Here is a 16,502-nt window from a genome sequence, read left to right on the forward strand (position 1 = left end):
GGGCGTGGGGGGGGGGGGGGCGGGCGGGGCGCCGCCCCCCCCCCCCCCCCCCCCCCCCTGGACAGGCACCTGAGGGGTACTCAGGACATCAGGGAAGCCGTCGGTTCGGGACTGGCACGGGTGGGCCCGGACATGAGTCATCTCCTCAGGGGTTGCCGGTGGGGGGTCGCACGGGCGTGGGGGGCACGGGGGTCTCGGGACAGATCCCCGTGTGCCCGGGCGAGCGGCACGTGCTCACGCTAGAACCGGCGGCGGGGAGCGCCCAATGAGGGGAGACCCTAAGGGAGCCGGGCAGGGAAAACCCTCGGTTTCCGCTCGGTAAACCCCGTGCTTCTCAGCCGGGTGGCCGGCCCGCCGCCAGCCGGACGAGGTCGACCCGGGAGCGGATCCCGAGCTTGCGGTAGACCCTGGTCAGGGTCGCCTCGACGGTCTTGACGCTGACGAACAGGCGGGCGGCCGCCTCCCGGTTGGTCGCGCCGTCCATGACCAGCGCGGCCACCTGACGCTCCATCGAGGCGAGCCCCGCCAGCCCGTCGGGCACGGCGGCCGGCCCGGGCCGGGGTCCGGCGGCCCGCGCCACGGCGGCCGCCTCCACCTGCCGCAGCCAGGGCAGTGCCCGGCAGCGCCGGAACAGCCGCGCCGCCTCGTCGTACGACGCCGCACCCGGCGCCGCTCCCGCACGTCCGGCGTGCAGCGCCGCCAGCGCGAACGCGGCCCGCGCCTCCTCCAGGCCGAAGCCGAGCCCGGCGAGGCGGTCCCGCGCCGACGCCAACCGGGTGACGGCGGCCCGGTGTTCGCCGCGCGCCGCCCGCAGCTGCGCCTCCGCGCGGTCCAGTACGGCGAGCACGCTCTCCCGCCCGAGCCGCAGCGCGTGCGCCCGGGTGGCCTGGATGACGTCCTGGGCCTCGGCCGCCTCCCCGGTGCGCACCAGCGCCTCGGCGAGGTCGCCCTGCCACCGGCCGCGCGCCGGGTCGGTGATGCCCGCGCCGGTCTCCAGCTCCCGCACCCGGCGCAGCGCGCCCACCGCGGCCGGCGCGTCGCCCGCCACCAGGCTCGCGTGGCCGAGCGCGGCCAGGGCCCGCGACAGGTACACGGCGTCGCCGTCCTCCTCGGCCCGCCGCACCGCCTCCCGCGCCAGCGCCAGCGCGCGTTCCACGTCGCCGCCGGCGGCCTCGGCGAGCGCGGCCTGCATCGCGCCCGCGCCCTCCCCGATGCCCGCGTCCCGGGCCAGCGTCAGGCTCTCCCGGGCCAGTTCCAGCGCCCGGCCGCAGTGCCCGGAGTGCAGTTCGGTCTCGGCGAGGAAGCGCAGGTAGTGGACCTCGCTCTCGGCCATGCCGCGCCGGCGCGCCTCGCGCAGCAGCGCCGTGGCGGTGGTCCGCGCCTCGGCCAGCCGGTCGCTCATCACCAGCCACCGGAACCGGGAGGATCCGGCCCCGTTGTGATGGCACGCGACCCGCGCGTCCTGCGGCTCCTCCAGGGCCCGCCGGATGGTCGCCGGGGCGTCCGGGTGCCCCATCAGCGTCTCGGCCTGCGCCTGGAAGGCGAGCGCGAGCAGTTCGGTGCGCCGGTCCCCGGCCCGCGCCGCCAGCCGGGCCGCGTGCGCGGCCTCCTCGCGGCCCTGCGCGAAGTCGCCCTGCACCACCAGCCCGCGCCAGGCCAGCTGGTAGTGGACGAGGGCGAGCAGCCGCGGGTCGTCGCCGGCGTCGGCCAGGGCCTGCGGGAAGACCGCGTCGACCTCGCCGATGGCCTGCCCGGCCGCCTCGATCACCACCATCCAGGCCCGCACGCGTTCGCCCGGTGAGGCGGCCCGGGTCAGCACCTCGCGGGCGATGTCCCGGGCGAGGTCGGGCTCGCCCGCGGTGATCGCGTCCTCGGCGGCCGTCAGCCGGCGCTCGTCCGGGGCGGGTGTGCCGTCCGCCGGGGTGTGCCGGGCGGCGAGCAGCCCCAGCGACGCCGCCACCGAGGGCGCCCCGCGGTCCCGGGCCAGCGCGGCCGCTCCGGCCAGCCGGGCCGCCACCTCGGGGTCGGTGCCGGTGGAGGCGAGGGCCAGGTGGCGGGCGCGCTCGATCGGGTCGCTCGCCGCCGTGGACAGCGCGGCGTGCGCGGCCCGCCGCTCCGGCGCGGGGGCCTCGGCGTACAGCGCGGCCGAGATCAGCGGATGCGCGAACCGTACGGCCGGACCCTCCGGGTCGGGCGCGAGCAGTCCCAGCGCCATCGCCTGGGCGGTCTCGGCCTCGGCGTTATCCCGGCCGGCCGCGTGCAGGAGGGCGGGGGTGGGGCGGGCGCCGGCGCTCGCGACCAGCAGGGTGCGGCGGGCCTCGTCCGACAACATCTCCAGGCGGGTCAGGACCAGGGCGCGCAGCGAGGTCGGCACCGGCAGGGGCTCGCCCGGCCGGGGCGGTGTGGGGCCCTCGGCGAGGGCCCGGCCCAGCTCCAGCGCGAACAGCGGGTTGCCGCCGCTGGTGCGGTGGATCTCGCGGACCGTGGGGCGGGGCAGGCCCGCGTAGCCGCGTTCGTCGAGCAGCGCCGCGACCTGCGGCCGGGTCAGCGGGCCGAGCCGGACCGCGCGGGTGTCCGGCGGGGACGCGCGCAACTGGCGGTCGTACGCCGCGTCCCGCCCCTGCGGTTCCCCGGTCCGCACCGCGCACAGCAGCCGTACCGGGGTGTCGCCCAGGCGCCGCGCGGCGAAGCCGAGCAGCTCCGCGCTGGCCGGATCGAGCCACTGGAGGTCGTCGGCGACGACGAGGACGGGTCCCTCGGCGGCGAGCGCGCGCAGCGCGCCGAGCACGGCCAGGCGCAGCGCGAGGCCGTCGCGCTGGAGCGTGGACTCGCCGCGGCCGGTGAGCGCCGACTCCAGGGCGGTGCTCTGCGCGCCGGGCAGGGCCGGCGCCACCTCGCCCAGGACCGGGCCCAGGAGGTCGGCGAGGGCGAGGAAGGGGAGGTGGGACTCGGACTCGGTGGCCGAGCAGCGCAGCACGGTGCGTGCCGTTGGGGCCTGCTCGGCGGCCAGGGTCCGCAGCACGGTCGACTTCCCGATCCCGGCGGGTCCGTGCAGCAGCACGCTCCCGCCCCGGGCGAGCTGTTCCCGCGCCGCGTGGAACGTCTCCTCCCGCCCGATGACCAGGTCGGAACGGCACCCGGCAGACTCCGCGAAGTCCCGTCGCACGGTGACCGCTCCCCTCCGCATGTCGTGTCCCGGCCAATATTAGGCACCCACCGACCACCCCCACCCCGCCGCTGCCCGGCCGGTCCTCCGGCCGCATCTCATCCCGCCCACCTCGACGCCACCCGCCCCACCCCCGGGCCGCCGGGCCGCCCCGCCCCCGGGCCGCCGGGCCGCCCCGCCCCCGGGCCGCCGGGCCCAGCTCGCCCCGCACCGGCCGCCCCGCTCCCGGCCGCCGGGCCCAGCCCGCCCCGCCCGTCCCACCACCCGCATCGGTGCCGCCCGGCCGTCCCGTCGCAACCTGGCATGCCGAGCCCGCCTCGCCACAACCCGCCCCGCACCGGCCGCCCGCACTCAGCCGCCGGGCCCAGCCCGCCCGGTCCCAGTACGCCACTCGCCTCGCCGCCCGGTCCGCACCGGTCGAGTCGTTCCCGGTCGGCGCGCCCGGCGAGTGCCTCGGCACTCCGTCCCACCGCCCGCCTCGCCGCAGCCCGGCCCGCACCGGCCGACTCGCACCCAGCCGCCGGGCCCAGCCCGGCCCCCGCAGCCCGTACCGACCGCCTCAACCCGACCCACTCACCCAGGCCACCCGACCCACTCACCCAGGCGCGACCGACCCACTCACCCAGGCCACCGACCCGCCCCCGCCCTGCGCCCGGCCCCGTGTCCCGGCGTACGGGCTACGGCAGCCAGCCCGCTCGGCGGGCCGCGGCGACGGCCTCCCCGCGGGTGTGGGCGCCGAGCTTGCGCATGGCCGAGCGGAGGTAGCTCTTGACGGTCTCCGGCCGCACGGCCAGCCGTTCCGCCGCCGCCGCGTTCGTCGCGCCCGCCGCCACGCAGGCCAGGACATCCAGCTCGCGGGGGGCCGGCCGGGCCTGGTGGGCGGGGCCGCCGTCCGCCGCCAGCAGCCCGCACGCGCGCAGCACCTCGTCCCGCAGCGCGGGGTCCGCGATCCTGGGCGCCAGGGCCCGCAGCGCCGCGTGCGCCTCGCGCACCCGTTCCCACGCCGCGTTGTCCGCCGGGTCGCCCGCCGGCCGGGGCCGGGCCGCCGCCGGCGGCTCGCCCGCCCGCTCCCACAGAACCAGCGCCTGTTCCCGCAGCGTCCGCGCCTGCTCGCGCAGCACCAGCGCCTGCTCCACGTCCCGCGCCGCCGCCACCGCCGCGTCCAGCGTGCGGTCGCCCAGTGGCTGGGCCGTGCGCAGGGCGCCGTAGAGCACTCCGCGCACCCGGCGCCGTACGACCACCGGGACCGCCAGCACAGAGCGCAGCCCCTCGGCGGCGACGGGCAGGTCGTACTCGTGGCTGATCTGCCGGGAGACGGAGTAGTCGGTCACCGCGCACGGCCGCGACAGCGCGACCGCCTTGCCGCCCAGGCCGTTGCCGGAGGTCACCGCGAGGGCGCTCAGCGCGGCCGTGGCGGTGCCGCTCAGCTCGCTGATGCGCACCTGGTGCCGCCCGGACTCCACCAGCCCGCCGAAGGCGACCGGCAGCCCGGTCGTCCGCCGCAGCCGCGCCAGCGCGCCGCGGATCTCCACGCCGTCGGCCGCGTCCACCACCACTCGTCCGCCCTCCTTCGCGCCCGTCCGCGGGGCGCACACCCCCGTTCGGGGGTAGTGAGACCTCCGTCACGGATTAGACGATGGCACCGAGCCGCCCGGCAAGGTCCGGCACGAAGGAGGACGGATGACGACGGCCACGGAGCTGTTCCGCAGCGCACGGGACTTCCTGCTGGAACACCGTGAGGACTACACCGCCGCGTACGAGGGATTCCGGTGGCCCCGGCCCGAGTACTTCAACTGGGCGCTGGACTGGTTCGACGCCATCGCCGACGGCAACGGACGCACCGCCCTGCACATCGTCGAGGAGGACGGCTCCGAGGTCCGCGTCTCCTTCGCCGAGATGTCCGCCCGCTCGAACCGGGTGGCGAACCGGCTGCGCGCCTGGGGCGTCGGCCCCGAGGACCGCATCCTCGTCATGCTCGGCAACCAGGCCGAACTGTGGGAGACCGCGCTCGCCGCCATGAAGCTGCGCGCCGTCGTCATCCCGGCCACCCCATTGCTCGGCCCCGCCGACCTGCGCGACCGTGTCGACCGCGGCCGGGTCAAGCATGTGATCGTCCGCTCCGAGGACACCGGCAAGTTCGCCGACGTGCCCGGCGACTACACCCGTATCGCGGTCGGCGGCACCACGGCCCCCGGCTGGCAGCCCTACGAGGACGCGTACACCGCCTCCGACGCCTTCACCCCGGACGGCCCGACCGCCGCCGACGACCCGCTGATGCTGTACTTCACCTCGGGCACCACCGCCCGCCCGAAGCTGGTGGAGCACACCCACACCTCGTACCCGGTCGGGCACCTGGCGACCATGTACTGGATCGGCCTGAAGCCCGGCGACGTCCACCTGAACATCTCCTCGCCCGGCTGGGCCAAGCACGCCTGGTCGAACCTGTTCGCGCCGTGGAACGCCGAGGCGACCGTCTTCCTGCACAACTACACCCGGTTCGACGCGGCCCGCCTGATGGCCGAGATGGACCGGGCCCGGGTGACCACCTTCTGCGCCCCGCCGACCGTGTGGCGCATGCTCATCCAGGCCGACCTGACGCAGCTCGCCACCCCGCCGCGCGAGGTCGTCGCCGCCGGCGAGCCGCTCAACCCCGAGGTGATCGAACAGGTCCGCCGCTCCTGGGGCCGCACCGTCCGGGACGGCTTCGGGCAGACCGAGACCGCCGTCCAGGTCTCCAACAGCCCCGGCCAGGTGCTGAAGACCGGCTCGATGGGCCGCCCCAGCCCCGGCTACCGCGTCGAACTCCTCGACCCGGTCACCGGCGCGCCCGGCGCCGACGAGGGCGAGATCGCCCTGGACCTGTCCGAGCGCCCCGTCGGCCTGATGACCGGCTACCACGGCGACCCCGACCGCACGGCGGAGGCGATGGCGGGCGGCTACTACCGCACCGGCGACATCGGCGCCCGCGACGCCGACGGCCACCTCACCTACGTCGGCCGCGCCGACGACGTCTTCAAGGCGTCCGACTACAAGATCTCCCCCTTCGAGCTGGAGAGCGCCCTGCTGGAGCACGAGGCGGTCGCCGAGGCGGCGGTCGTCCCGGCCCCGGACGCCCTGCGCCTGGCCGTGCCCAAGGCGTACGTCGTGCTGGCGGCGGGCTGGGAGCCGGGCGCGGACACCGCGAAGGTGCTGTTCGAGCACTCCCGCGAGGCCCTCGCCCCCTACAAGCGCATCCGGCGCCTGGAGTTCGGCGACCTGCCCAAGACCGTCTCCGGCAAGATCCGCCGCATCGAGCTGCGCGAGGCCACGGCGGCGGGCTCCGACGCCGAGTACCGCGAGGAGGACTTCCGGTGAACTCGTACACCCACGGGACCGGCGACACGCCTCTGCTCGGCGACACCATCGGCGCCAACCTGGACCGCGCCGTCGCGGCCTGGCCGGATCGCGAGGCGCTGGTCGACGTGCCGTCCGGGCGGCGCTGGACGTACGCCCAGTTCGCCGCCGACGTCGACGAGTTGGCGTACGCGCTGCTCGCGAGCGGGGTCGCCCGGGGTGACCGGGTGGGCATCTGGGCGGTCAACTGCCCCGAGTGGGTGCTCGTCCAGTACGCGACCGCCCGGATCGGCGCGGTCATGGTGAACATCAACCCGGCCTACCGCACCCACGAGGTCGAGTACGTCCTCAACCAGGCCGGTGTCTCGCTCCTGATCGCCTCCCTCAGCCACCGGACCAGCGACTACCGGGCGATGGTCGGCCAAGTGCGCGGCAGGTGCCCGCGACTGCGGGAGACGGTGTTCATCGGGGACCCGAGCTGGGAGGCGCTGATCGCGCGCGGGACGCCGGTGCCGTTCGAGGAGCTGTCCTGCGACGACCCCGTCAACATCCAGTACACCTCCGGGACGACGGGCTTCCCGAAGGGGGCGACGCTCTCCCACCACAACATCCTCAACAACGGTTACTTCGTCGGGGAGTCGATCGCGTACAGCGAACAGGACCGGGTGTGCATCCCGGTGCCGTTCTACCACTGCTTCGGCATGGTGATGGGCAATCTCGCCGCCACGTCCCACGGCGCCTGCATGGTGATCCCGGCCCCCTCGTTCGACCCGAGGGCCACACTGGAGGCCGTCCAGCGGGAGCGCTGCACGTCCCTGTACGGCGTCCCCACCATGTTCATCGCGGAGCTGAACCTCCCCGACTTCGCCTCCTACGATCTCACCTCCCTGCGCACCGGCATCATGGCGGGCTCGCCCTGCCCGGTGGAGGTGATGAAGCGGGTGGTCGCGGAAATGCACATGCGCGAGGTCTCCATCTGCTACGGCATGACCGAGACGTCGCCCGTCTCCCTCCAGACCCGGATCGACGACGACCTCGAACACCGCACCGGCACCGTCGGCCGGGTCCTGCCCCACATCGAGGTGAAGGTCGCCGACCCGGTGACCGGGGTGACCGTGCCGCGCGGCGAGGCCGGGGAACTGCGCACCCGGGGCTACAGCGTGATGCTCGGCTACTGGGACGAGCCCGAGAAGACCGCCGAGGCGATCGACCGGGGCCGCTGGATGCACACCGGTGACCTCGCGGTGATGCGCGAGGACGGGTACGTGGAGATCGTCGGCCGCATCAAGGACATGATCATCCGAGGTGGCGAGAACGTCTACCCGCGCGAGATCGAGGAGTTCCTCTACGCCCACCCGAAGATCGCGGACGTCCAGGTGGTCGGCGTCCCGCACGAGCGCTACGGCGAGGAGGTCCTCGCCTGCGTCATCCCGCGCGACGCGGCCGACCCGCTCACCCTGGAGGAACTGCGCGCCCACTGCGAGGGGCGGCTGGCCCACTACAAGGTGCCCAGCCGCCTGCAAATCCTCGACTCCTTCCCGATGACCGTCTCCGGGAAGGTCCGCAAGATCGAGCTGCGGGAGCGGTACGGCGCGTAGCCGTACGGAGGTGACACGTCAGCCGGCCGTGGCGTCCAGCGCCACGGCCGGTGCGTTGACCGGGCGCGGCACGCCCGTCGGCTCGAGGACGAAGAGCGGGACGCCCAGCAGGTCGGCGCGGGCGCGCGCCTGTTCGGCGTACCCGGTCAGGGAGAAGTAGACGCAGCTCGCGGACTCCGCCATGGCCGTCAGCCACAGGCACTCCACGTCCCGCGCCGAGGCCGGGCCCGCCGTCGGGTCGACCTGGACCACGATGCCGGGTGCGGCCAGCCCGACGCCCGCCACGGGCCGCTGGTCGGCGCGGCGCACGTCCCGGTGGCCGAGCCCGCGCAGGTACAGGACGGCGGCGGTGACCGCGTCGCGGGCGGTGCGGATCGGCACGGCCCGGTGAGCGGGCACCCGTGAGCCCGGCGTACGTCCCGAGCGGCCCGTGGCCGCGCGGTCCACCGGCACGCACAGCACCGTCCCGCACGGGCAGCCCACCTCCGGCCGCGGCCACCGGCTCTCGGTCCCGCAGGCCGCGCAGCGCACGCCGATCCACTCCTCGTCCCACGCGCGGTGGGTGACCGCGGTGACGGTCCCGCGCGGATCGAGCGCGGGGGCGACGGACGCCCCGCAGGCGCAGGGGTACGACGGTGCCGTGTAGCGGTGCCGGCGCCCGCAGGCGGTGCAGCACACCGGGACGGTCTCGGACATGACCCCCATCGTCCTCTCTTGACGGCCCTCGGCCACCCCCTTACATTACTTCCAGATCGTAGAAAACAAATTTCGCTATACGGAAGTTGCTACGGAAGAAGCTCACCGCGGGGCGCGACGGGAGTGCGAATCCGACAGCCGACAGCAGGAGTACTCGATGGCTCGTATGACCGCTGCCCGAGCGGCAGTTGAGATTCTCAAGCGCGAGGGCGTCACGGACGCGTTCGGCGTGCCGGGCGCGGCGATCAACCCCTTCTACGCCGCCCTCAAGGCATCCGGCGGCGTGCAGCACACCCTCGCCCGGCACGTCGAGGGCGCCTCGCACATGGCCGAGGGCTACACCCGCACGCACGCCGGCAACATCGGTGTCTGCATCGGCACCTCGGGACCGGCCGGCACCGACATGATCACCGGCCTGTACTCGGCGATCGGCGACTCGATCCCGATCCTGTGCATCACCGGCCAGGCGCCGACCGCGGTGATCCACAAGGAGGACTTCCAGGCCGTCGACATCGCCTCGATCGCCAAGCCGGTCACCAAGATGGCCGTCACCGTCCTGGAGGCGGCGCAGGTCCCCGGCGTCTTCCAGCAGGCGTTCCACCTGATGCGCTCCGGCCGTCCCGGCCCGGTCCTCATCGACCTGCCGATCGACGTCCAGCTCACCGAGATCGAGTTCGACCCGGAGACCTACGAGCCGCTGCCGGTCTACAAGCCGGCCGCGAGCCGCGCCCAGATCGAGAAGGCCATCGGCATGCTCAACGCCGCCGAGCGCCCGCTGATCGTGGCCGGCGGCGGGATCATCAACGCCGACGCCGCCGACCTCCTGGTCGAGTTCGCCGAGCTGACCGGCACCCCGGTCGTCCCGACCCTGATGGGCTGGGGCCTGCTCCCCGACGACCACGAGCTGAACGCCGGCATGGTCGGCCTGCAGACCTCGCACCGCTACGGCAACGCGACCTTCCTGGAGTCGGACTTCGTCCTCGGCATCGGCAACCGCTGGGCCAACCGCCACACCGGCAAGCTCGACGTCTACACCGCCGGCCGGAAGTTCGTCCACGTCGACGTCGAGCCGACCCAGATCGGCAAGATCTTCGCCCCGGACTACGGCATCGCGTCCGACGCCAAGGCCGCCCTGGAGCTGTTCGTCGAGGTCGCGAAGGAGCTGAAGGCGGCCGGCAAGCTGCCCGACCGCTCCGACTGGGCCGCCTCCGCGCAGGAGCGCAAGGCCGCCCTCCAGCGCCGTACGCACTTCGACGACATCCCGATCAAGCCGCAGCGCGTCTACGAGGAGATGAACAAGGCCTTCGGCCCGGAGACCCGGTACGTCTCCACCATCGGCCTCTCGCAGATCGCCGGCGCCCAGATGCTGCACGTCTACCGCCCGCGGCACTGGATCAACTGCGGCCAGGCCGGCCCGCTGGGCTGGACCGTCCCGGCCGCGCTCGGCGTCGCCAAGGCCGACCCGGACGCCCAGGTCGTGGCGCTCTCCGGCGACTACGACTTCCAGTTCATGATCGAGGAACTGGCCGTCGGCGCGCAGCACAAGATCCCGTACGTGCACGTCCTGGTCAACAACTCCTACCTGGGCCTGATCCGCCAGGCCCAGCGGGCGTTCGAGATCGACTTCCAGGTCAACCTGGAGTTCGAGAACATCAACTCGCCCGAGCTGGGCGTCTACGGCGTCGACCACGTCAAGGTCGCCGAGGGCCTGGGCTGCAAGGCGATCCGGGTCACCGACCCGGGCGAGCTGGGCGCCGCCCTGGAGCAGGCCAAGAAGCTGGCCGCCGAGTTCCGGGTGCCGGTGATCGTGGAGGCGATCCTGGAGCGCGTCACCAACATCTCCATGTCGGGCACCAACGACATCAGCAACGTCGTGGAGTTCGAGGAGGTCGCGACCGAGCCCGGACACGCCCCGACGGCGATCCGGACCCTGAAGGTCTGACCCGCACAGGACGTAACGAGGGCGGTCCGTCACCGACGGGCCGCCCTCGCGCGTGTCCGGGGCCGCTCAGTCCCCGCCACCCCCGCCACCCCCGCCGCCCCCCGAGCCGCCGGTGCCCGCGTGGCCCCCGTGACCGGCGCCCCAGTCGCCCGAGACCGAGTCCTCGTACTCGTCGCGCCACCTCAGGAACCTGCCCCGGCCCAGGGAGAAGCGCCCTGCCCCGGCCGGGGCACCCGGCTCCGTCAGCCCGGCGCGCAGCGCGAAGCGCGGCAGGAGCACGCGCAGCGCGGCATCGCCGTGCAGGGCGACCGCGAGCAGCGTGCCGTCGTCCGACAGCCCGTGCCCGACCGCCGGCAACGGGTACCGCGCCCGCCAGAACTCCACCTGCCTGCGGGCGCCGCGGGTCGGCCCCAGACGGGGATAGCGCAGCAACCCCTCCTCCGCGAGCGGGATGCGCGTCAGGGCCACCGCCAGGCGCACGTCGGGATGCCGGACCAGCTCCCGGGCGGTGCGCGGCTCGCGCAGACAGTCCAGGACGGTCCCCTCGAAGGGATGCAGTCCGTCCGGCTCCGGCCCCGTCGCGCACAGCGTCCTGCGCGGACCGGTCTCGACGGCGCCCTTCAGATGCAGGGCGACCACCGCCACCGTGACCGCGCCCCGTGGCCCGCCGCCCAGCAGCGCGACCTCGTGCGGCTCCCGTCCGGTCTCCGTGCCGGCGTCCATGGCCTCACCCCCGTGTGCCTGGGGATGTGCCCGCCGACGGGGGCGCCTACGCCCGCTCGTCAGCGCTCGTGGTGCTCGTGCAGTCCCGGCCAGTCGTCCGGCCCGCCGCCCTGCCACTCGACCAGGTCGCTCTCCTCGACGTCGGTCACGTAGAGGTCGGCCAGGCGCAGCAGCTCGGCGACGTCGTCGACGTGCGAGGCGACGCCGAGCGTCTCGTCGCCCGAGGTGACCCGGCGGGAGCCGTCCAAGGCGGGGGAGTGGACCACGATGTGCGGGTGCTCGGGTGGGTGTGCCGTTGCCATGCCTCCAGGCTGCTGCGCGGGCGGCGGATCCGCACCCCGTGCGGGCCGGGGGATGCCGGTGGACGCCGAAGAGCGCCGGATGCGGGACCGTCCGCATCCGGCGCTCTCCGGCCGGTGAAGGTTCTTCACATGGTGCCCGTCCGGCGGCGCGAGGCTGGGCGCGACAGGTCGTTCGCGCCGCCGGACGGAGTTCTGGGGCCCCCGGGAAAGGGGGGCGGGTGATGGCTGGGACCGCGGCGGTGCGACGGGTCCGGAACGGCTCCTCCCCTCAGGTCGTAGGAGAAGCCTCCGGGCCCTTCACCACCGCACTGGCTCGCAGGCCGCCGCGGTCCTCGCCCTGCCCGCGCCTGCTCCGTGCGGTCACCCCTCATCCGGGCCGCTCCGGTGCCTGCGCGGGCCGCGCACACGGTCCCGGCCTCCCCGCCGGGGCCCGTGCGCGAGCTTTCTCGCCGGTCAGTCCTCGCGCAGGGCGCGGACCGCCTCCTCCACGCGCTTGCCGTACTCCGTGTCGGCGGCGTGGAAGTGCGCGAGGTTCCTCTCGACCACGTCATTGCGGGAGACCTGGGACAGGCCGCCGGCGATGTTCGCGATCAGGCGCTTCTTCTCGTCCTCGGACATCAGGCGGAACAGCTCACCGGCCTGGAAGAAGTCGTCGTCCTTGGTGTGCTGCGGCGCCTCGTGGGTGCCGGTGTGGCCGGACACCGCGAGCGGGGCGGCCAGCGGGCGGCCGGTCTCGACCGGGCCGTCGTACGAGTTCGGCTCGTAGTTCTTGGCGTCCCGGCCCTGCCCGTTGGAGGCCATGAAGCCGTCCCGGCCGTAGTTGGCGGCGCCGCCGGGAACCGCCTTCGGGGCGTTCACCGCGAGCAGGGTGTGGTTGACGCCCAGGCGGTAGCGGTGCGCGTCCGCGTAGGCGAACAGACGGCCCTGGAGCATCTTGTCGGGGGAGGGGCCGATGCCCGGAACGAAGTTGTTCGGGGAGAACGCGGCCTGCTCGACCTCGGCGAAGACGTTGTCCGGGTTGCGGTCCAGCACCAGCCGGCCCACGCGCTTGAGCGGGTAGTCGGCGTGCGGCCACACCTTGGTCACGTCGAACGGGTTGAAGCGGTAGTTCGCCGCCTCGGCCACCGGCATCAGCTGCACGTGCAGCGTCCAGGACGGGTGCACGCCCCGCTCGATGGCCTGCACCAGGTCCGTCTGGTGCGAGGTCGGGTCCTCGCCCGCGAGCTTGGCCGCCTCCTCGGCGGTCAGGCAGCGGATGCCCTGGTCCGTCTTGAAGTGGTACTTGACGAAGAACGACTCGCCCTTGGCGTTCGTCCACTGGTAGGTGTGCGAGCCGAAGCCGTCCATGTGGCGGTACGACGCCGGGATGCCGCGGTCGCCCATCAGCCAGGTCACCTGGTGCGTGGCCTCGGGGGAGTGCCCCCAGAAGTCCCAGACGTTGTCCGGCTCCTGGCGGCCCGAGAACGGGTCGCGCTTCTGCGAGTGGATGAAGTCGGGGAACTTGATCGGGTCCTTGATGAAGAACACCGGGGTGTTGTTGCCGACGAGGTCGTAGTTGCCCTCCTCGGTGTAGAACTTCACCGCGAAGCCGCGCGGGTCGCGGACCGCGTCCGCGCCGCCGAGGGAGTCGGCCACGGTGGAGAAGCGCAGGAAGACCTCGGTGCGCTTGCCGACGGTGCTCAGGAAGTCGGCGTGCGTGAAGCCGGTGACGTCGTCGGTCACCTCGAAGTGGCCGTAGGCGCCGGAGCCGCGCGCGTGCACCACGCGCTCCGGGATGCGCTCGCGGTTGAAGCGGGCGAGCTTCTCCAGCAGGTGCTGGTCCTGGATGAGGAGGGGGCCGCCGATGCCGGCGGAGGCGGAGTTCTGGTTGTCTGCGACCGGGGCGCCGGACTCCGTGGTGAGAGTCCGCGTCGTGAGCACGCGCTGCGACATCGGGGACCTTCCGTGCGAGGGGTCAGCGGAAAACCATTTCCGCTTCGTGGAGCCTAAGTTCGGGTGACGAGCACGTCAACAGTTTGTTGAAGTGGTTCCGGGCGACGCCGCCGCTCGGGCGCGACAGGACAGGTGTCAGCGGCGGTGCCGCCCGGAGGTCTCGGGGGGTGCCTGCGGTCAGACCTGGGCGCCGGACAGGCGCTCCACGGCCCGCAGCAGGGCCGAGTGGTCCAGGCCGCCGTCGCCCTGGGCGCGCAGCGAGGCGACCAGCTGGGCGACCACGGCGCCGACCGGAAGCGCGGCGCCGACGTTGCGGGCGGCGTCGGTGACGATGCCCATGTCCTTGTGGTGCAGGTCGATGCGGAAGCCCGGCTTGAAGTCGCGGGCCAGGAAGTTGTCCTTCTTCCGCGTCAGGACGGTCGAGCCCGCCAGGCCGCCGTTGAGCACGTCCAGGGCGGCCTTCAGGTCCACGCCCGACTTCTCCAGGAAGACCACGGCCTCGGCGCACGCCTGGATGTTCACGGCGACGATGAGCTGGTTGGCGGCCTTCACGGTCTGGCCCGAGCCGTGCGGACCGCACAGCACGATGGTCTTGCCGAGCGCCTCCAGGAGCGGCTTGGCCTCGTCGAAGTCGGCCTGCTCGCCGCCGACCATGATGGACAGCACGGCCTCGATCGCGCCGGCCTCGCCGCCGGAGACGGGGGCGTCCAGGACGCGGATGCCCTTGTCCTCGGCGGCCTTCGCGAGGTCCACCGAGGTCTGCGGGGTGATCGAGGACATGTCGACCAGCAGGGCGCCGGACCTCGCGTTCTCCAGGATGCCGTCGGGGCCGTAGGCGATCGCCTCGACCTGCGGCGACGCGGGCACCATGGTCACGACGACGTCGGCGTCGCGCACGGCCTCGGCGATCGAGCCGGCCACGGTGCCGCCGGCGGCGGACAGGCGGTCCAGCTTCTCCTGCTCCAGCGTGTAACCGGTGACCTGGTAACCCGCCTTGATCAGGTTCTCCGACATGGGGGAGCCCATGATGCCGAGACCGATCCAGGCGACCTTGGGAAGCGTGCTCATGATGGGTACCTCTCTGAAAATCTCTGGGACGTTCCTGCGGTGCGGCGCTCAGCGGGCCGCGCGGGCCTCGGCCGGCAGCCAGGAGAAGGACTCGGCGCTGGGGGCGTCGCCCGGCTTGTACTCCAGGCCGACCCAGCCGTCGTAACCGGCCTTCCTCAGGCGGTCGAGCAGGTCCTCCAGGGGGAGGGAGCCCGTGCCGGGGGCGCCGCGGCCGGGGTTGTCGGCGATCTGCACGTGGCCGGTCTTCGCGGCGTACGCGTCGATCACCTGCTGCAGGTCCTCGCCGTTCATGGACAGGTGGTAGAGGTCCATGAGGAACTTGGCGTTGCCCAGCCCTGTGGCCTCGTTGACCTTGTCGACGACCTCGATCGCGGCCGGCGCCGACACCAGCGGGTACCGCGGCGACTCGGGCTCGTTGAGCGCCTCGACCAGCAGGACCGCGCCGATGCGGTCGGCCGCGCGGGCGGCGAGGACCAGGTTCTCCAGCGCGAGCCGGTCCTGCTCGGCGGGGTCCACGCCCTCGACGCGGTTGCCGTACAGGGCGTTGAGCGCCGTGCAGCCCAGGGACTTCGCGAAGTCGGCGGCCACGTCGACGTTGGCGCGGAACCGGTCCGACTCCTCGCCCGGGACCGACAGGGCGCCGCGGTCGGGGCCCGGCAGCTGTCCGGCGTAGAAGTTCAGCCCGGTGAGCTGGACGCCCGCGTCCTCGATGGCCTGCTTCAGGGCGTCGAGCTCGGACCGCTCGGGGGTGGGGGAGTCGATCCAGGGCCACCACAGCTCGACCGCGGTGAAGCCGGCCGCGGCGGCGGCCGCGGGACGCTCCAGGAGCGGGAGTTCCGTGAAGAGGATCGACAGGTTGACGTTGAAGCGCTGATCTGCGAAGCCCATCGGGTGCCGCGCTCCCTTCCGTTTCGATCGATGTTCCGCATTACGGAAGTTCGTTTCTGCGTAATGGAAGATTGCCGTCGGCCGGTGGAGCTTGTCAAGAGGGGGCGGCGGAAAACGGTCACCGCGCGTTAGGTTGACCGGGTGCGATTGAGAGTGGAGTTCACGACCGAGCCCTTCGACCTGGACGAGGCCCCCGCGCACGCGGTGGTCGCCCGGGAGGTCGTCGAGGCCGCCGCGCTGGACGAGGTGGACGTCGGCCCGTTCGGCAACACCGCCGAGGGCGGCGCCGACGCGGTGCTCGCCGCCGTGGACGCCCTCCTGCGCCGGTCCCTCCAGGCGGGCGCCACCCGGATCTCCCTCCAGGTGAACGTGGTCGAGGCGGGCGAGCGGTGACCGGCCCGGGGGAGGAACCCTTCATCGCGGCCGTGAAGCCCCTGGTCGACGCCATCGGCGGCGAGATGCTCCCGCCGGACGAGGCGGACCAGGACGACGTCGTGCTCTCCTGGGAGGGCGCCGACGTGGTCGCCGTACGCCTGCCGCAGCTCGCCGACTCCCTGGACCACATCCTGGCCGCCCTGGAGCGCCGGCGGGGCAGGCCGCTGGCGGAGCTGGACCGCAGGGCCAAGCAGGAGGTGGTGCGCATGCTGGAGGCGCGCGGCGCCTTCTCGGTGCGGCACGGAGTGGAGACCGTGGCGAGCGCGCTGGGCGTCAGCCGCTTCACCGTCTACAACTACCTCAACCGCGAGAAGGGCACCTGACCCGGGACCGCCTCCCTGACCAGGCACGACTCCCTGAACAGCAAGCCGCCGTCCGGTGACCGGACGGCGGCTTTCGTTACCCCGAATTTTCAACAA

At 73.8% G+C, this 16,502-nt stretch carries 13 protein-coding genes; 5 read left to right on the forward strand and 8 right to left on the reverse strand.

Features of this window, described 5'->3' with window-relative positions; all coding sequences use genetic code 11:
- Positions 1-334: 334 nt before the first annotated feature.
- Both ACFIF2_RS03935 and ACFIF2_RS03940 read right to left on the reverse strand, forming a co-directional pair.
- Positions 335-3,187, reverse strand: a complete 2,853-nt coding sequence (locus ACFIF2_RS03935) for an ATP-binding protein (protein WP_395571050.1) — start codon at positions 3,185-3,187, stop codon at positions 335-337.
- Positions 3,188-3,843: 656 nt separating this feature from the next.
- The gene (locus tag ACFIF2_RS03940; RefSeq protein ID WP_395571051.1) at positions 3,844-4,722 is read right to left on the reverse strand and encodes a response regulator transcription factor; all 879 of its coding nucleotides are present in this window, start codon (positions 4,720-4,722) and stop codon (positions 3,844-3,846) included.
- A gap of 124 nt (positions 4,723-4,846) precedes the next feature.
- Between ACFIF2_RS03940 and ACFIF2_RS03945 the strand changes: the two genes are divergently transcribed.
- Both ACFIF2_RS03945 and ACFIF2_RS03950 read left to right on the forward strand, forming a co-directional pair.
- Complete coding sequence (locus ACFIF2_RS03945; RefSeq protein ID WP_395571052.1) at positions 4,847-6,520, forward strand: AMP-binding protein; 1,674 nt, start codon at positions 4,847-4,849, stop codon at positions 6,518-6,520.
- Entirely contained in the window at positions 6,517-8,097 is a 1,581-nt protein-coding gene (locus tag ACFIF2_RS03950; RefSeq protein WP_395571053.1) for an AMP-binding protein, read from the forward strand. The genes ACFIF2_RS03945 and ACFIF2_RS03950 overlap by 4 nt, the downstream gene beginning before the upstream one ends.
- An 18-nt stretch (positions 8,098-8,115) precedes the next feature.
- On the opposite strand, the gene ACFIF2_RS03955 is transcribed toward ACFIF2_RS03950, so the two are convergent.
- Positions 8,116-8,802, reverse strand: coding sequence for a hypothetical protein (locus ACFIF2_RS03955; protein ID WP_395571054.1), 687 nt, complete (start codon positions 8,800-8,802; stop codon positions 8,116-8,118).
- A gap of 148 nt (positions 8,803-8,950) precedes the next feature.
- On the opposite strand from ACFIF2_RS03955, the gene gcl reads away from it, so the two are divergent.
- Positions 8,951-10,735: a glyoxylate carboligase gene (gcl, locus tag ACFIF2_RS03960; protein WP_395571055.1), complete on the forward strand. Its 1,785-nt coding sequence runs from the start codon at positions 8,951-8,953 to the stop codon at positions 10,733-10,735.
- A gap of 66 nt (positions 10,736-10,801) precedes the next feature.
- On the opposite strand, the gene ACFIF2_RS03965 is transcribed toward gcl, so the two are convergent.
- The 5 genes from ACFIF2_RS03965 to ACFIF2_RS03985 all read right to left on the reverse strand — a co-directional run bounded on the left by ACFIF2_RS03965 (position 10,802) and on the right by ACFIF2_RS03985 (position 15,648).
- Entirely contained in the window at positions 10,802-11,458 is a 657-nt protein-coding gene (locus ACFIF2_RS03965; RefSeq protein WP_395571056.1) for a TIGR04222 domain-containing membrane protein, read from the reverse strand.
- 59 nt (positions 11,459-11,517) lie between these two features.
- Entirely contained in the window at positions 11,518-11,760 is a 243-nt protein-coding gene (locus ACFIF2_RS03970; RefSeq protein WP_395571057.1) for a hypothetical protein, read from the reverse strand.
- A gap of 453 nt (positions 11,761-12,213) precedes the next feature.
- Positions 12,214-13,692 (reverse strand): catalase, encoded by a 1,479-nt coding sequence (locus tag ACFIF2_RS03975; RefSeq protein ID WP_395571058.1) that lies wholly within the window; start codon positions 13,690-13,692, stop codon positions 12,214-12,216.
- Between the two features lie 177 nt (positions 13,693-13,869).
- Positions 13,870-14,760 (reverse strand): 2-hydroxy-3-oxopropionate reductase, encoded by an 891-nt coding sequence (locus tag ACFIF2_RS03980; RefSeq protein WP_395571059.1) that lies wholly within the window; start codon positions 14,758-14,760, stop codon positions 13,870-13,872.
- Positions 14,761-14,808: 48 nt separating this feature from the next.
- The gene (locus ACFIF2_RS03985) at positions 14,809-15,648 is read right to left on the reverse strand and encodes a TIM barrel protein (protein ID WP_395571060.1); all 840 of its coding nucleotides are present in this window, start codon (positions 15,646-15,648) and stop codon (positions 14,809-14,811) included.
- Positions 15,649-15,789: 141 nt separating this feature from the next.
- Here ACFIF2_RS03985 and ACFIF2_RS03990 point away from each other — a divergent pair, with 141 nt between their 5' ends.
- Both ACFIF2_RS03990 and ACFIF2_RS03995 read left to right on the forward strand, forming a co-directional pair.
- Positions 15,790-16,041, forward strand: a complete 252-nt coding sequence (locus ACFIF2_RS03990; RefSeq protein ID WP_395571061.1) for a hypothetical protein — start codon at positions 15,790-15,792, stop codon at positions 16,039-16,041.
- Positions 16,038-16,406 carry a helix-turn-helix domain-containing protein gene (locus ACFIF2_RS03995; RefSeq protein WP_395571062.1) on the forward strand — a complete coding sequence of 123 codons (369 nt, stop codon included), beginning with the start codon at positions 16,038-16,040 and terminating at the stop codon, positions 16,404-16,406. The genes ACFIF2_RS03990 and ACFIF2_RS03995 overlap by 4 nt, the downstream gene beginning before the upstream one ends.
- Positions 16,407-16,502 lie beyond the last annotated feature (96 nt).

This window comes from Streptomyces sp. BK79 (assembly GCF_044142145.1).
In the GTDB taxonomy this organism is placed as follows: Bacteria; Actinomycetota; Actinomycetes; order Streptomycetales; family Streptomycetaceae; genus Streptomyces.

What these genes read in the sequence shown, in the direction of transcription:
- ACFIF2_RS03965 (WP_395571056.1), bottom strand. Translation starts at nt 11,458, where the DNA reads ATGGACGCCGGCACGGAGACCGGACGGGAGCCGCACGAGGTCGCGCTG.
- ACFIF2_RS03955 (WP_395571054.1), bottom strand. Translation starts at nt 8,802, where the DNA reads ATGGGGGTCATGTCCGAGACCGTCCCGGTGTGCTGCACCGCCTGCGGG.
- ACFIF2_RS03970 (WP_395571057.1), bottom strand. Translation starts at nt 11,760, where the DNA reads ATGGCAACGGCACACCCACCCGAGCACCCGCACATCGTGGTCCACTCC.
- ACFIF2_RS03935 (WP_395571050.1), bottom strand. Translation starts at nt 3,187, where the DNA reads ATGCGGAGGGGAGCGGTCACCGTGCGACGGGACTTCGCGGAGTCTGCC.
- ACFIF2_RS03985 (WP_395571060.1), bottom strand. Translation starts at nt 15,648, where the DNA reads ATGGGCTTCGCAGATCAGCGCTTCAACGTCAACCTGTCGATCCTCTTC.
- ACFIF2_RS03945 (WP_395571052.1), top strand. Translation starts at nt 4,847, where the DNA reads ATGACGACGGCCACGGAGCTGTTCCGCAGCGCACGGGACTTCCTGCTG.
- ACFIF2_RS03980 (WP_395571059.1), bottom strand. Translation starts at nt 14,760, where the DNA reads ATGAGCACGCTTCCCAAGGTCGCCTGGATCGGTCTCGGCATCATGGGC.
- ACFIF2_RS03975 (WP_395571058.1), bottom strand. Translation starts at nt 13,692, where the DNA reads ATGTCGCAGCGCGTGCTCACGACGCGGACTCTCACCACGGAGTCCGGC.
- gcl (WP_395571055.1), top strand. Translation starts at nt 8,951, where the DNA reads ATGGCTCGTATGACCGCTGCCCGAGCGGCAGTTGAGATTCTCAAGCGC.